Source organism: Winogradskyella marincola (assembly GCF_029624125.1).
In the GTDB taxonomy this organism is placed as follows: Bacteria; Bacteroidota; Bacteroidia; order Flavobacteriales; family Flavobacteriaceae; genus Winogradskyella; species Winogradskyella marincola.
The window spans coordinates 566442-581803 of sequence record NZ_JARSBN010000001.1 but is presented as its reverse complement, the minus strand read 5'-3'; the positions used below and the strand labels follow the sequence as shown (position 1 = coordinate 581803).

15 protein-coding genes are annotated in these 15362 nt (G+C 34.8%); 11 read left to right on the top strand and 4 right to left on the bottom strand.

Annotation, left to right across the window (positions count from 1 at the left end; all coding sequences use genetic code 11):
- The 11 genes from P7122_RS02725 (at position 1) to P7122_RS02675 (ending at position 11699) form a co-directional block, all read left to right on the top strand.
- Positions 1-936, top strand: a complete 936-nt coding sequence (locus P7122_RS02725) for a polysaccharide deacetylase family protein (RefSeq protein ID WP_278004236.1) — start codon at positions 1-3, stop codon at positions 934-936.
- A complete protein-coding gene (locus P7122_RS02720) occupies positions 933-1559 on the top strand; it encodes a GNAT family N-acetyltransferase (RefSeq protein ID WP_278004235.1) in 627 nt (208 codons plus the stop codon). The genes P7122_RS02725 and P7122_RS02720 overlap by 4 nt, the downstream gene beginning before the upstream one ends.
- On the top strand, positions 1552-2529 hold the full coding sequence (locus P7122_RS02715) for a GNAT family N-acetyltransferase (RefSeq protein ID WP_278004234.1): 978 nt from the start codon (positions 1552-1554) through the stop codon (positions 2527-2529). Before P7122_RS02720 ends, P7122_RS02715 begins: the two co-directional genes overlap by 8 nt.
- Positions 2530-3570 (top strand): glycosyltransferase family 4 protein, encoded by a 1041-nt coding sequence (locus P7122_RS02710; RefSeq protein WP_278004233.1) that lies wholly within the window; start codon positions 2530-2532, stop codon positions 3568-3570.
- Positions 3563-4747: a delta-aminolevulinic acid dehydratase gene (locus P7122_RS02705; RefSeq protein ID WP_278004232.1), complete on the top strand. Its 1185-nt coding sequence runs from the start codon at positions 3563-3565 to the stop codon at positions 4745-4747. The genes P7122_RS02710 and P7122_RS02705 overlap by 8 nt, the downstream gene beginning before the upstream one ends.
- Before the next feature lie 5 nt (positions 4748-4752).
- Complete coding sequence (locus P7122_RS02700; protein WP_278004231.1) at positions 4753-5451, top strand: WecB/TagA/CpsF family glycosyltransferase; 699 nt, start codon at positions 4753-4755, stop codon at positions 5449-5451.
- 257 nt (positions 5452-5708) lie between these two features.
- Positions 5709-6806, top strand: a complete 1098-nt coding sequence (gene wecB / locus P7122_RS02695) for a non-hydrolyzing UDP-N-acetylglucosamine 2-epimerase (RefSeq protein ID WP_278004230.1) — start codon at positions 5709-5711, stop codon at positions 6804-6806.
- An 84-nt stretch (positions 6807-6890) separates the two neighbouring features.
- Positions 6891-7982: an MraY family glycosyltransferase gene (locus P7122_RS02690; protein WP_278004229.1), complete on the top strand. Its 1092-nt coding sequence runs from the start codon at positions 6891-6893 to the stop codon at positions 7980-7982.
- 172 nt (positions 7983-8154) lie between these two features.
- Positions 8155-8841 (top strand): polysaccharide biosynthesis/export family protein, encoded by a 687-nt coding sequence (locus tag P7122_RS02685; protein WP_278004228.1) that lies wholly within the window; start codon positions 8155-8157, stop codon positions 8839-8841.
- A gap of 3 nt (positions 8842-8844) precedes the next feature.
- Positions 8845-11184, top strand: coding sequence for a GumC family protein (locus P7122_RS02680; protein WP_278004227.1), 2340 nt, complete (start codon positions 8845-8847; stop codon positions 11182-11184).
- A gap of 95 nt (positions 11185-11279) precedes the next feature.
- Entirely contained in the window at positions 11280-11699 is a 420-nt protein-coding gene (locus P7122_RS02675; RefSeq protein ID WP_278004226.1) for a CBS domain-containing protein, read from the top strand.
- 105 nt (positions 11700-11804) lie between these two features.
- Here P7122_RS02675 and rpe read toward each other — a convergent pair whose 3' ends face one another.
- From rpe to P7122_RS02655, 4 genes are all read right to left on the bottom strand, one after another.
- A complete protein-coding gene (rpe, locus tag P7122_RS02670; protein ID WP_278004225.1) occupies positions 11805-12467 on the bottom strand; it encodes a ribulose-phosphate 3-epimerase in 663 nt (220 codons plus the stop codon).
- A 294-nt stretch (positions 12468-12761) separates the two neighbouring features.
- Positions 12762-13625, bottom strand: coding sequence for a sigma-70 family RNA polymerase sigma factor (locus P7122_RS02665; protein WP_040247666.1), 864 nt, complete (start codon positions 13623-13625; stop codon positions 12762-12764).
- Positions 13626-13718: 93 nt separating this feature from the next.
- Positions 13719-14102, bottom strand: coding sequence for a hypothetical protein (locus tag P7122_RS02660; RefSeq protein WP_437130083.1), 384 nt, complete (start codon positions 14100-14102; stop codon positions 13719-13721).
- 59 nt (positions 14103-14161) lie between these two features.
- On the bottom strand, positions 14162-15361 hold the full coding sequence (locus P7122_RS02655) for a glutamate-5-semialdehyde dehydrogenase (RefSeq protein ID WP_278004224.1): 1200 nt from the start codon (positions 15359-15361) through the stop codon (positions 14162-14164).
- Position 15362: the final 1 nt, after the last annotated feature.

Sequence of the window (15362 nt, the reverse complement as noted above, 5' to 3'; positions counted from 1 at the left end):
TTGTTAAACACTATTAAATATCTGCTAAAAGAGTCTGTTGGGTTTGTGTTAAGGGTCTTTAGGGTTCATGTACTTATCAAAAAGCTAAGTAAAAATTTTTACCTCGTCTTTAATTACCATAGTTTTTCTAAGTACAATAACTATAAAGTTAAACGAGGCAGTATTTTAGAAACAGGGTATAGAGATAATTTTGATAAGCAAATAAAGTTTTATAATAAGCATTTTGAGTTTTCTTATCCAGAGGATTTCTTCGAATCTAAATCAACCAATCAGCATTCAGTATTAATCACTTTTGATGATGGTTACAAGGATAATTACGACATTGCGTTACCTCTATTACAAAAACATAACGCAAAGGCAATATTTTTTATTGTTACCGCATTAACAGATACCAAAGATATGCTCATGCATGATAAGATTAGGTTGTTAGCTGAGCAAAAAAAAATATCAAAAGATTATTTAGATATACCAAATAAAGTTAATAAAGGCGAAAATTTATACGACAAAAAAGTCTTAGATAAAGTTAGTTCGATATTTGTTGAGCAGAATATAAAGGAAAGGAGTTTAATGAATACTGAAGAATTAATTGAATTATGCGCTAAAGGCTTTAAAGTAGGAGTGCATACCCATAATCATAACCCCCTAATATTTTTAAATAAAGAAACTCAATATAGCGAAATAAAAACCTGCATGGATTTTCTAAATGAAATTCATTCTCCTGTAAAGTATATTGCTTATCCTAACGGCTTGGTAAATGATAACGCTATTGAAATATGCCAAGAGCTTAAGTTAGAATATGGTTTTACAACTCAAAATGGTTATAATACAAAAGAGCAAGAAAGATTAAAGATTAAAAGAATAGGCATAAATATGTCTGATTCTCTCAATGTTATAGTGCTAAAGCTATTTTTTAATTTTTTTAAAAATATCAAGTGAGAAAGTTAGTTGGTATATATAAACAATATGGCTTAGGGGTTATACCAAGAATTCTAAAGTCTGTTATAAGACGGTTTGGTGTTCTCAGAGAAACCTTATTGTATTTTGAAAAAGATCTCAACTCAGAAGATATAGAAAAACGCTTGTCTAAGTATAACTATTCAGATGTAAAAGTGTTGTCGTTCAATGAGTTTGATAACTGCGATTACTTAGATGAGAATAAAAAAGCACTTTATAAAAAGCGTTTAGAAAGTGGAGACTATACTGTTTTTGGTGTTTTTAAAGACCAACAGTTGGTGTATTATAGTTGGATATCATTTAAGCACCTAGGGCTGCCGTTTGGTTTCAATACAGATGTATCCTTGTCTAAAGATGAGGCACTGTTAGAAGATTCTTTTTGCCATCCCAATTACAGAGGCAACGGCTATCATGCAAAAGTAAATGTGCTGAGGTTAAAAACAATTTTGCAAAGAGGAAAGAAAAAAGCTGTTGTACAAGTGCTTAATGGAAATACACCAGCAATAAAAGTGCAGCAAAAATCCGGGTTCAAACTAAAGAAAAAGTTGATTTTAACTAAAATAGGTTCAAAAACAAACATTAAAACGGTAAGTGTAAATGATTGAGATTTCTAATTCTGAAGATTTTTTTCGATATCAAAAACAATTAAAAGTTGTACCATTTACACAATCAGAGGCATGGTATGCCATGGCTGTCGCAAAAGGAGCTACTGCACGTTTTTTTATAGATGCTAAAACCAATACATCTATTGCCATTTGGGGAGTAGAAAGCAAAGTACCTTTATTCAACAGTATTATATTTCGTGTTAGTGGTGAGGCAAGAACCGCAGAGTTAGACGAAAAAACAGTACAAGCCTTTTACAATACCTTAGCTTCGTTATTCAAAGCCATAGAGATAGACTCTAATACCAAATACAATGTAGAGATGGAAGTAGGGTTGAGAAGAGCAGGATACAAAAGACCTATAGGTGTGTTTTCTTGCCCATTAACTCTAGAGAATAATCTAGTCGCAGAACAATCAAGAAATAGAAGGTGGAAACGAAGTGTTAAATTAGCCCAGAAAGCCAATTTAGTTGTCAAAGAGGTAAGCAACCCAGATAATACACACATCAATGATTTCGTGGCCATGTTTCAGGAAATGTCAAAAACCAAAGAAATGACCCATGTGGTTAGCTATGAGGAAATCAGCAGTTTGTTGGCGCACAATTCCATCAAGCTTTATGCTATTGCTACCCCAAAAAAGGAAGTGTTAGCATACAGAATAGTACAGGTGCATAACGACTATGCCTACGATGTTTTTGCAGCTAACAGTAACAAAAGTAGAGACTGCAAAGGCGCAACTTATTTGTTAATGGAGGAGCTTTTTAAATCCTTAAAAGAAGAAGGGGTTAGATATTTCGACTTTGGTCGCATACCGCCTAGTAATCATAGTACAGATAAAATTTATGAGTTCAAAATTGGGGCAAGAGGCGAAAAAGTACAGTATAACGGAGAATGGGCAAATTATAAGTCGCTTACTATAGAGATACTTGTATTCTTCTACAAATATTTTAAGCTCAAAAAACAGAGGTATTAAATGAAGCTTATTATTAATATACCACATTTAAAGTTACAAGGAGGTGTTAGTAGTCATTACAAAGGATTAGAACCTTTTTGGTCTGTATCAAAAGACTACAATGTTATTGGTAAACGTTATGGTTTGCCAGGTATTGTGTTTTTGCCATACGATTATCTTAAGTTCATTTTACTGTGCCTTTTTGGAGGGTACACACACGTTTTACTAAACCCATCTTTAGGTAAAAATGCAATAAAGCGAGATGCTGTATTTCTCAAAATTGCCAAGCTTTTTCAAAAAAAAGTAGTTGTTTTTTTTCATGGTTGGTCACCAGACATGGTAAAAAAAATAAACAACCAACCAAATGCATTTCTCTCAGCGTATAACAAGGCAGACAAATTTATAGTTTTAGCAAAATCAATCAAGTCAGATTTGGTAAAATGGGGTATAAGCAAACCTATAGAGCTGTCAACAACAAAAATTAATGAAGAATTGTTAGAAGACTTTATGTGGCAAGCTAAGTCTAATAAAACATTTCAATTGTTGTTTTTGTCTAGGATAGAAACATACAAAGGAATTTACGAAGCATTAAAAACATATCAAATACTCAAAGCGCAATATCCTAATTGTAGTCTAACCATTGCTGGCGATGGTTCTCAGTTAGATGACGTAAAAAGCTATGCAAAAGCGCATTTGCAAGAGGTCAGTTTTTTAGGGCATGTATCTAATGATAAATTAAAAAGCGCTTTTAAAAACGCAGACGTGTATCTATTGCCATCCTACAGCGAAGGGATGCCAACAACAGTGCTAGAAGCAATGGCCTTTGGGTTGCCTATAGTGTCAAGGCCAGTTGGTGGTTTAGTAGATTTTTTCGAAAACGATAAAATGGGATATTTAGTAGAAAGCTTAGAACCGCAAGATTTTGCAGACAAGATAGCACTCATTATTAACAATGATACTAAGTTAAATGCCATAGCGCAATACAATCATAACTATGCCAAACAACATTTTATGGCAAGTAAAGTAGTAAAACAACTAGAAAAAAAAATTGCAAATGTCTAAGGTTACACAATCATTCCAAAAACTAAAAACCTATTGCGAAACCCAAAACTTCGCAGGTTGGGACCCTTACGATGGTTTAAATTCTAAGGTGTTTCAAGCATTACCGCTTAAGCATTGGGACATAGCAAGATTGGCTTGGATACAAGGCTTTAAGCGCAGTCCTGTTAATTTTAGAAAATTATTATTGGTGCCCAAGGAGCACAACTCTAAAGGCATAGCATTGTTTCTTTTAGGCTATTGCAGGCTTTACCAGGCAGCACTTCAAGGCAAAACAGAGTTTGGTACACCACAAACACTTTTAGAAAAAATAAAGTACATCACGCAGTTGCTTTTAGATCTAAAAGTAGAAGGTTATGCAGGTGCATGTTGGGGTTATAACTTCGATTGGCAGGCAAGACGTTTGTTTTTGTTCAAAAAGAATACACCAACAGTAGTCGCAACAGCGTTTTGTGTAGAAGCGCTTATAGAAAGTTGTAAAATTACAAAAGATAAAAGCGTATTAGAGGAGGCTTTATCTTCTGCAGAGTTTGTATTACAAGATTTGTCTACAACACCTTATGGCAATGGGCATATCTTTTCGTACAGTATCAAAGATGGCAACAATACCGTAATCAATGCGTCGTTATTGGGTGCCAAAATTTTAAGCTATGCCTATAAGTACAAACAAAATAAACAGTACTTAGATATGGCAAACAAAGCCATTACAGCAGCCTGTGATTTGCAAGAAGAAGATGGTTCATGGATCTATGGATTATTACCTGTACAGTCTTGGAAAGATAGTTTTCATACCGGTTTTAATTTAGATGCCATAGAAACCTATCAGCAAAATACAGGAGATACAACATTTCAACAGTATATAGATAAAGGTTGGGAGTATTATACAAAGCACTTTTTTGAAGCAGATGGCAAGCCAAAATACTATCACAATAAGACCTATCCTATAGATATTCATTGTCCTGCTCAGGTTATTGTTACAGCCTCCAAACTCAATCAATTCAAAGCACATACAGCATTGTTAGAACGAACCCTATACTGGACGATTGAAAATATGCAATCCAAAAAAGGCTATTTTTATTACCAATACAGACAAGGATTAAGTTCAAAAATCCCCTATATGCGCTGGAGCAATGCTTTTATGTTTAATGCAATGGCGCACTATTATCTGGAAAAAAAATAATAAATATGGAATCGCAAGCCCTAAATAACGTTATCACCTATGCGCCAAAATCTAGAGCGCAACTCATAGATTACGCTTTTGAGCATCATAAAATATTGGTAGCCGTAAATGCCGAAAAAATTCTGCATGCCACAGACCAAAGTCGAGCCATTATTAACCGAAACTTAGGCTACCCAGATGGTATCGGTGCGGTGTGGGCATTACGCAAAAAAGGCTATAAAGATGTCGTTAAAATTCCGGGTTGCGAGCTTTGGCTAGATATTGTAAAAAAGTACCATACAACAAAATCGTTTTATTTAGTAGGTGGAAAACAAGACGTTATCGAAGACACCGTAACCAAGCTAGAGCAAGAGTTTAACGGTATTGATATTTGCAATTTTCGCAATGGGTATATCAAAACCGAAGCAGAAGAACAACAACTTATAGAGGATATTATACACCACCAACCCGATGTCGTTTTTGTAGCCATGGGGTCACCCAGGCAAGAGCTGCTTATGGAGCGCATACAGCAAAAGCATCAAGCAGTATATCAAGGTTTGGGCGGTAGTTTCGATGTCTATACCGGAAATGTAAAACGAGCACCACATTGGTGGGTAAAAAACAATTTAGAATGGGCCTATAGGCTTGTTAACCAGCCGTCCAGAATCAAGCGTCAAATACATTTAGTACGTTTTTTAGTAAATTTAATACTAGGGAAATATTAAAAATCGCACAAAATCATAAGTTTACGGCAAATTTTATGCAAGGTCTTGTGCATTTTGTGTTCGGGCTTCCTTCGGGTCTCCTTCGGAGCTCCTTCGGGTCTCCTTCGGGGTTGATTCGGGTTAAGCCGGGTTTTTAAGTCAAATTCAATAATCTTAAAGACAAAACCGAGAAGACATACAAGAAAATTGTTAAAAAGATATAAATTTGCCACGTTAGTAGTATTGCTTAAAGAATTAAAATCAACCCTAAAATCATTATGTACACCATAACCATAATCGCAGGCGCAAGACCAAACTTTATGAAAATAGCACCTATAATTCATGCTATTGAAGAGGCAAAGAGCAGCGGAGAAGCGTTAGACTATCGTTTGGTACATACAGGGCAGCACTATGATAAAAACATGTCTGGAAGCTTTTTTGAACAACTCAGCATTCCAGAACCCCATGTTAATTTAGAATGTAGTGGAGGTACGCAAGCAGAGCAAACCGCTGCCATTTTAGTGAGTTTTGAAAAGGAGCTAACACAGTATCCTGCCGATTTAGTTTTGGTAGTGGGAGACGTTACGTCAACAATGGCATGTGCTTTAGTAGCACAAAAACTACACACCAAAGTGGCTCATGTTGAAGCAGGTATTCGTTCTGGGGATTGGACAATGCCAGAAGAAATTAACAGATTGGTAACCGATAGTATCACCAACTATTTCTTTACAACATCAGAGTTGGCCAACGATAACCTTCTTAAAAGTGGTGTCGAAGACAATCAGATATTTTACGTGGGCAATACTATGATAGATACGCTTTTAAAGCAAAGACCAAATTTTAAACCGCCAGAAGTTTATAATCAGTTAGAGCTAAAGCCAAAATCATATATAGTAATGACACTTCATAGACCAGCCAATGTCGATGAAGAGAGCCAGTTAAAGGCTATGATAGACGAAATTATAGCCAATACCAATGATCTGCCATTAATTTTTCCGGTGCACCCAAGGACGGCTAAAATTTTAGAACGTTTAGAAGTGTCGCATCCAAGGTTGCATATGGTAGCGCCATTAAGTTATTTAGAATTTAACTATTTAGTAGAAAATGCCAAAGCAGTCATTACAGACTCTGGTGGTATTACAGAAGAAACCTCTGTTATGAATGTTCCATGTATGACACTGAGAGATAATACAGAGCGTCCAGAGACCCTAACATTGGGCACTAATGAATTGGTAGGTACTAACCCCAAAGCTATAAAACCCTATCTCGAAAAGCTCTTTGAAGACCAATGGAAAGACTACAAAACAATTCCGTTATGGGATGGTAAAACTGCAGAACGAATTGTGTCTCATATTCTTAACTTTGAAAGCAATTAATTAACACTTATTTGTTTTATCATCTTATGCTTCGTGTAGAAATTTGTATATTTCGAGCCCCTAAGATGTTTTAAAATCAACCGCATGATTGAAACATTACTGGAGAATTTTACTCCTGAAAATAATATAACCATTTGGCTCATAGCAGCTTTTGCTTTAGCCTTTTTTATAGCGTACCAGACTTTTCCAACCATATTATACGTTGCTAAAGAGAAGCACTTAATGGATGAACCCGACAGCAGAAGTGTGCATTCTAATAAAACACCAACCCTTGGTGGTATAGGTATTTTTGTAGGGTTAATAGTTGTAATGACCATCGTAGGCGCATTTTTAAATACAAAGGTGTTGCTTTTGGTTATGGGAGGTTTAACAATTCTCTTTTTTCTAGGGCTTAAAGATGATTTAACTGTACTTTCTGCTAGTAAAAAATTGATGGGGCAATTATTAGCAGCCGGACTGCTTATTGTCTTTACCAATACCAGAATTATTGGCTTCTCAATGATTTTAGATATCGATGTATTGCCTTATTGGATATCGGTAGGGTTTACACTGTTTGTTTACATTCTTATTATTAATGCTTACAACTTAATTGATGGAGTAGATGGGTTGGCAGGTACAGTTGCATTTAGTATCAGTGGTGTTTTTGTTTATCTTTTTGTTAATTCTAGTGAGTTAAGCCTGGCTACAATAGCTATTGCCCTTTGTGGTTGCCTTTTGGCTTTTTTAAGATTGAATTTTTCTAATAAGAATAAGATTTTTATGGGAGATACAGGGTCTATGATTGTAGGTTTTCTGCTTGCTTTTTTTACCATAAGTTTTATTAACATGGCACAATTAGACAAAACTTCAGCTTACTTTAAGGCTTCGCCTGCTTTGGCTTTAGCCTTATTGTTTTATCCGCTTATAGATACATTTAGAGTGTTTTTTATAAGAGTTGTTATTCATAAGACAAGTCCGTTTAAAGCCGATAAAAACCACCTTCACCACAGATTTATAAGAAGTGGGTATAGTCACTTAATGACTACAATTTTAATTAGTAGCATTAATGTGGTGATTATTGGGATAGCGTTTAACCTCTTACATCTTAATCTTAATACACAGATAATATTTTTACTGCTCTATGGTTCTGTGCTTTATTTATTGCCTTTTTTGTTCAAAAAAATAACGAAGAATTAAGCCTGCTTTAAGGTGAAGGTTTCTTATAATCTTATAATTGTTATTGCCAATCCTTGAAATGCGGTTATATTTGCTGTACTTTTAATTTAAGTTTTTAATGAAAAGAAGAATCTTAAGTCTACTGATCTTAGTCGTTTTGAGTTCATGTGCTTCCAAGAAGGAAATATTGTATATGCAAGATGCAGTACAGCAAGATAATAATAAAGTAAACTACGAGTCTGCTAATATCCAACCTAATGATATATTAAAGATCTCGGTAGAGAGCACAATGCCAGAAGCGGCAATACCCTACAATAAAACTAATGCTTTAGGTACCCAACCGCAAAATATTCAAGTGCTTCAGTTAGATGGGTATTTGGTGTCTGTAGAGAATACCATAAAGTTCCCCGTTTTAGGTGAAATCTCAACAGCTAATAAAACAACAAAAGCCTTAGAGGCCGAAATAAAGGACCAACTAACCTCTGGAGGTCACCTCGTTAACCCAACCGTTAATGTAAGACTTTTAAACGCTAAGGTGACTATTTTAGGCGAGGTAAAGAATCCAGGAACATACAGTTTTACTGAGCAGAATATTACAATTTTACAAGCCCTAGGCTACGCTGGCGATTTAACGATTAATGGCAAACGAGATGATATTCTTGTCACCAGAGAGGTAGATGGTGTGCGTAAGATATCTCATATAGATTTAACCTCTTCTGCATTTATGAATAGTGAGTTTTACTTTATAAAACCCAATGATAATATAATTGTTAACCCTAACAATCCTAAGGTGAAAAGTGCTGGCTTTATAGGAAATGTAAGTACCATATTAACCATTGCTTCTTTAGCGCTAAGTGTTACAATTTTATTGACGAGATAGATTATGGAGAACCAATTTAACAATAGCTTCTTTGGTGAAGAGGATAAAATTGACATAAAACAAGTTGTAAGGCAATATCTTAGTTATTGGCCTTGGTTTATAGTCGCGGTTGTAGTGTCGTTATTAAGTGCATATGCTTATTTGCGATATGCACCACGCATTTATGAAACCTATTCTAAAGTAAAAGTACTAGATGAGTCTGAAGGATTAGAGCTACCGACATCAGCTTTAGTTTTTAAGAGATCCAATATTAATCTTGAGAATGAAATAGAAATTCTAAGTTCTTTCCTTATTATGAATAGGGTGGTGAGACAGCTGAATTTGAATACTGTTTTTTATGAAGAGGGTACTATTCAAACCTCTCAAATAGATAAATTGCCTTTAGATTTTCTGCAAAAAATTAAATCTGATAGCATAACAAAAACATCATCCTATAGGGTGTTGGTAAAAAGTAAGGGCTTTCAAATTACAAATTTAGATACAGATAAAGTTTTTAATTTTAAAGAGCATTCAACGTTTTCGGAAAACCATACCCTTCCTTTTGAGATAAAACTCAATACAAACATTCCGTTTGTAGATATTGAGGATACAGCGTATAATATTATCTTCAAACCTTTAAAAGATGCGACACTTTCTCTAAAGAGTAAGGTGATTGTAGAGGCTATTGGTGAGCAAAGCGATCTTTTAAAACTATCTATTAAAGGTGAGAGCAAGGAATTGTCTGAAAAAATATTAGAGACCTTAATGGATGTTTTTAATGAAGATGGTATTAAAGACAGACAGCTTGTTTCTGAGCGTACTATAGATTTTATAGATGGCAGATTTAAGTTGTTGGCTAAAGAACTGGATTCTATAGAAATTGGGAGACAAGGTTTTAAGCAAGATAACAACATTGTAGATATTCAAACCGATGCACAAATAGGGTTAGAGCAACGTACAAAATCTGAGGAAGAAGTATTTGCTCTAGAAAATCAGCTTGAGTTATCAGAATTATTAATTAACTCCCTAACCAACGATTCTGAATCAGGGTTATTACCAGTAAATATTGGAATAGAGAATGTAAGTGTTAATTCGCTTATTTTAGAGTATAACACGGCAGTCATAAACCGAGATAAAGTAATTAGCAGTGGAGGTAAGAATAACCCTGTAGTGCAATTAGCAATCACCGAAGTACAAAACTTAAAGTCTAATATAGACCGCTCTTTAAAAAGTTATTCTGCACAGGTTAAAGCCTCTTTAAGCCAATTAAAGAGCAAAAACAGAATGTTGGCAGGAAGAGTGTCTCAAATACCTGAGCAAGAGCGTTTGTTTAAAGCTATAGACCGTCAACAAAAAATTAAGGAGAGCCTTTATTTATTGTTGTTACAAAAAAGGGAAGAAGCTGCTATTAATTTAGCAATTACAGAACCGTCTATAAAAGTTGTGGAAAGCGCACTTTCTGGTATTAGGCCTATTTCGCCAAAACCAAGCATTGTATATGCAGGTGCCTTAATGGCTGGTTTACTTATTCCTTTTGGTATTTTATATTTACTTTTTATGCTAGATACTAAGCTGCATAGTAAAGAGGATATCAATACTATTACCTCTAAGATTCCTGTAATTGGTGAGATACCAGATTTAAGAAAGAAGAAAGATATCATATTTAACGATCCTAATGATCGTACACCTTTGGCAGAGTCTTTTAGAATTTTGAGTTCTAATGTAGATTTTATTTTACCAGTTAAAGATGGTGAAAAAGGAAAGGTAATATATTGTACATCTACAATTAAAGGTGAAGGAAAGACCTACGTGAGTCTTAACTTATCTCTTGCACTGTCTAGTATCAATAAAAAGGTGCTACTTATAGGAGCAGACTTACGAAATCCGCAAATACATACGCATATTAGTGAAGATAAGCAGAAGCCAGGTTTGTCTAATTATCTTCATGATGTCAATTACAGTTGGCAAGATGCATTGATCAACGGTTTTGAAAAGCATCCTAATCATCATATTATCCTTTCGGGAAGTATACCTCCAAATCCAGCACATCTCTTAACTAATGGACGTTTTAAAAAGCTAATAGACGAAGCAAAAGAAGTGTATGATTATGTGGTTGTGGATACTGCACCAACAATACTGGTTACAGATACAATGCTGATTTCTCAATTAGCAGATGCGACCATATACATTACTAGAGCCAATTATACAGAGAAGAATTTATTGAATTTCTCTAAGGAGTTATCTGAGAATGGCAAGCTAAAAAACATGGCTTATGTACTTAACAGTGTAGGAGCAAAGAAATCTCAAGGCTATGGTTATAATTACGGTTATGGCTATGGTTATGGAAGCATGGATGACGCTTAGATGTCGATAAGACTTAGGGCAGGTACATGATATTTGTCATAAGATCTGTAGGTTTTATATTTTACTTTTAATAGTGAATTATAAAACTAATAGTTATGTTATATTCTCCTCCCATTTCCGAAATAATGAGTACTGATATCATCGCTGTAAACAGAGATGACGATTTAGAAACTGCTGAACTCTTATTTAAGAAACACAAAATAAGACACATTCCTGTTGTTAATGGAGACGTTATAATTGGGATGCTTAGCTATTCAGATTTGCTGCGTATAAGTTTTGCTGATGCGGTATTTGAAGATGAGTCTGAAGTAGATGCTTTGGTCTATAATATGTTTACGATAGATCAGGTAATGGTAAAACATGTGGTCACTGTACCAGCTGCTGCTACCATAAAAGAGGTTGCAGAGATTTTATCAAAAAATGAATTTCATGCATTACCCGTTGTAGATGATGGTAATCTTGTTGGTATTGTTACAACAACCGATTTAATTAATTACCTGCTAAAGCAGTTGTAAAAATAAGGCTGTCTGAAACGTATGAGAATCCGTCATTCTGAATTTATTTTAGAATCTAAAATGCGTTCAGGTAGACAAAATATTAACGTTTCAGATAGCTTATTTTTATGCGTTTGCTAACGTTTTTAAATTTTTAATTGTTGCTGTAGGGTTTTCGCTTTTAAAAACGTGGCTCCCGGCAACAAAAGTATCTGCGCCAGCTTCTACAAGCTGTTCAATGTTTTTATCTGTAACACCTCCATCAATCTCAATGCGAGTGTCTAGACCTTGTTCGTCTATCATGTTGCGCAATTTCTTGATGCGTTGGTAAGTAACGTCTTCAAATTTCTGACCGCCAAACCCTGGATTAATAGACATTAATAATACCATGTAACACTCAGGTAAGATATCTTCTAAAACATTTATAGGCGTAGTAATATTAAGCACTACACCAGCCTTACAGCCAGCATCTTTTATTTGTCGTAGCGTACGGTGTAAGTGTACTGTAGATTCATAATGTACGGTAATAATATCTGCACCAACCTTTGCAAATTCTTCGATGTAGCGTTCAGGTTTTTCAATCATTAAATGTACATCTAAAGGCTTTGTAGCATGCTTTTTTATTGCTGCAATTACAGGCATTCCGTAGGATATGTTTGGTACAAAATGGCCATCCATAACATCTATGTGAAACCAATCGGCATCACTGTTATTAACCATTTCGGTATCGCGTTGCAAGTTGCCAAAATCAGCGGCTAACATTGAAGGAGCTATCAATTTTTTTGTCATTGAGTTGTGTTGTTATAGGTTTGAGCAAAGTTATATAAAAATGAAATTTTTTAAGGTTGGAGTTGATAAGATGTTATAAAAAAGTGAACCCACGGTAATCAGCCGTGGGTTCTTTCATCAATCAAAAAACGAACAGTTATGTTTTGTAACTGTTGTTGTCGTTATGCTATTTCATTAGGTTGGTGCTTAAATATACAAAAAACCAAGCCTAATCAAACTTTTATATCATTTTTACTCTAAATACTTTTATAAGCATTTTGAATCATAATGAATAAAGTGTTCTTTTCGAGTAGGTTAACCTAAATAAGTCTTTAATATTTTACTTCTAGAGGTATGCTTTAATCTACGGATTGCCTTCTCTTTGATTTGTCTTACACGCTCACGTGTTAAATCAAAAGTCTCACCAATCTCTTCTAAAGTCATAGGATGTTGATTTCCTAGGCCAAAGTATAAACGAATAACATCAGCTTCACGAGGAGTTAACGTTTCTAAAGCACGCTCTATTTCAGTTCTCAAAGACTCGTGTAATAAGTCTTTGTCTGGATTAGGAGACTCACCACTACGTAATACATCGTAAAGGTTAGAATCTTCTCCTTCAACTAAAGGTGCATCCATTGAGACGTGACGACCAGAATTTTTCATAGACTCTTTAACATCGTTAATGGTCATGTCTAATTCTTTAGCAATTTCTTCTGCAGAAGGTGGGCGCTCATGGCTTTGCTCTAGGAAAGCAAATGTCTTGTTAATTTTGTTTATAGAACCAATTTTGTTTAGTGGTAAACGCACTATACGAGATTGTTCTGCTAATGCTTGTAAAATAGATTGACGAATCCACCATACAGCATACGATATAAATTTAAAACCACGCGTTTCATCAAAACGTTGTGCAGCTTTTATTAAACCTAAGTTACCTTCGTTAATTAAATCTGGTAATGTTAAACCTTGGTTTTGATATTGTTTTGCCACAGAAACTACGAAACGTAAGTTAGCTTTAGTTAACTTTTCTAAAGCAACTTGGTCACCAGCTTTAATACGCTGTGCTAACTCTACTTCTTCGTCTGCTGTAATTAAGTCGACCTTACCAATTTCTTGTAGGTATTTGTCTAATGAAGCGGTTTCTCTGTTAGTAACCTGCTTGGTAATTTTGAGCTGTCTCATTTACTTTTTATGATTTGTGCAATTTACAACATCATTGTTGCTTTTATTATACGTAAGAAAGCATCAAAATGTTACACCACTTTAGAAAAAAAATTAAATTTTAATGAGTTTAACGGTGTTGAGGTTAATATCATCAACCGTTTCATTGGTAAATTTGTAATGACCTCTTGTGGTGATGAGACGAAATCGGTAAGATTTAATTTGACTTAAGCTGTTTAAAAATAGCCACTTAGATTTTAATAATCTTGGTTTTTGAGACTTAAGACTTAAATCAAAAATATGTTTACGTCCTTCTTTTTCTGCTACAATGTCTGGTGTTACTTCAATTTCACTTCCTTTTTTTAAATATGATTTTGGTGATTCATAGCCTTCAATGTCGGCTTTAATTTTTGAATACCCTAAACCTTCAAGATAGGAAATAGATTGACTTAACTCTTCGGTGTACTTGTCTTTATCTTGTGTAATCATAACATTCATAATAACGATTTTATATCAAAAAATCAAGAAAAACAGTCATTTTATGATTTGAAACCCTCCTACACACGTACATGGCCATCACCAAAAACGTAATATTTATTAGTGACTAACTGGTTTAATCCTAAAGGCCCTCTGTGGTGAAGTTTGTCTGTACTTATAGCAAGTTCTGCACCAACTCCCATTTGTCCACCATCTGTAAATCGGGTAGAGGCATTGTGGTAAACGGCAGCACTATCTACTTGTTGCATAAAACTAAGTGCTTCGTCTTTATTTTCGGTAATAATAGCGGCAGAGTGTTTTCCAGAATGTGTGTTGATAAGGGTTACGGCTTCTTCAAGAGAATTGACTTCGCCAATAAGAAGCTTAAGTGCTAAAAATTCTTCTTTCCAAATTGCATCGTCCGAAATTATGTCTTCCTCAGACAATACTTTACCAACTTTAGTGTCTACCACAATTTCAACATTATGTTGTTCTAATTTTTGTTTTAGCATTGAGAGTTTTAAGTCGTACTCAGGTAGATTTTTATTTATTAATACTTTGTCTAAAGCATTGCAGCCCGAAATTTTGTCGGTTTTGGCATTGATAATTACGTTAACGGCTTTGCTCCAATCTGCATTTTCTGATACATATAAAAAATTGTTGCCTCTACCGCTGACTAAAACAGCACAAGTTGCGTGGGTTTTAACAAAGTTGATTAGTCTTTCGCCACCTCTGGGAACAATAAGATCTAAAGGTTCTGATGGGTTTTTTAGAAAGGCTTGAGTTTCTTCGCGTTTAAGATGAAGTAATTTTATCCACGCTTTAGATAAGCCATGTGTTGTAAGTGCTTCGTGCCAGCACTGTTCTAAAATAACATTACTGTGGTAGGCTTCTTTACCTCCTTTTAGTAAAATTTTGTTATTGGCTTTAAAAGCTAATACAGCAGCCTCAATCGTTACGTCTGGTCGAGATTCGTAAATGATAAGAATCGTACCAAATGGAGCTGTAGTGTTTACAACATTTAATCCATTGGATAAAGTTCTGTTTGAAATTTCTCGACCCACAGGATCGTTTTGCTGTCTTACAGATTCTATAGCTGTAATCATCTCATCAACTTTTTTGTTGTTAACGATGAGACGCTGAAAAAGCGCTTGATCTTCTAATTGAAAGGCATCTAAATCCTTTTTGTTGGCAGCAATGATAGCATCGCGATCACGATCTAAAATTTCTGCCATAGTTTGTAATACGTTGTTTTTTATTGTGGTGTTTAATAATTGCATA

Excerpts from the sequence above, each read along its gene's own strand:
- P7122_RS02705 (WP_278004232.1), top strand. The coding sequence starts at position 3,563 with ATGTCTAAGGTTACACAATCATTCCAAAAACTAAAAACCTATTGCGAA.
- P7122_RS02680 (WP_278004227.1), top strand. The coding sequence starts at position 8,845 with ATGGAGAACCAATTTAACAATAGCTTCTTTGGTGAAGAGGATAAAATT.
- P7122_RS02700 (WP_278004231.1), top strand. The coding sequence starts at position 4,753 with ATGGAATCGCAAGCCCTAAATAACGTTATCACCTATGCGCCAAAATCT.
- P7122_RS02665 (WP_040247666.1), bottom strand. The coding sequence starts at position 13,625 with ATGAGACAGCTCAAAATTACCAAGCAGGTTACTAACAGAGAAACCGCT.
- P7122_RS02710 (WP_278004233.1), top strand. The coding sequence starts at position 2,530 with ATGAAGCTTATTATTAATATACCACATTTAAAGTTACAAGGAGGTGTT.
- P7122_RS02675 (WP_278004226.1), top strand. The coding sequence starts at position 11,280 with ATGTTATATTCTCCTCCCATTTCCGAAATAATGAGTACTGATATCATC.
- P7122_RS02655 (WP_278004224.1), bottom strand. The coding sequence starts at position 15,361 with ATGCAATTATTAAACACCACAATAAAAAACAACGTATTACAAACTATG.
- wecB (WP_278004230.1), top strand. The coding sequence starts at position 5,709 with ATGTACACCATAACCATAATCGCAGGCGCAAGACCAAACTTTATGAAA.
- P7122_RS02690 (WP_278004229.1), top strand. The coding sequence starts at position 6,891 with ATGATTGAAACATTACTGGAGAATTTTACTCCTGAAAATAATATAACC.
- P7122_RS02660 (WP_437130083.1), bottom strand. The coding sequence starts at position 14,102 with ATGAATGTTATGATTACACAAGATAAAGACAAGTACACCGAAGAGTTA.
- P7122_RS02685 (WP_278004228.1), top strand. The coding sequence starts at position 8,155 with ATGCAAGATGCAGTACAGCAAGATAATAATAAAGTAAACTACGAGTCT.
- rpe (WP_278004225.1), bottom strand. The coding sequence starts at position 12,467 with ATGACAAAAAAATTGATAGCTCCTTCAATGTTAGCCGCTGATTTTGGC.
- P7122_RS02715 (WP_278004234.1), top strand. The coding sequence starts at position 1,552 with ATGATTGAGATTTCTAATTCTGAAGATTTTTTTCGATATCAAAAACAA.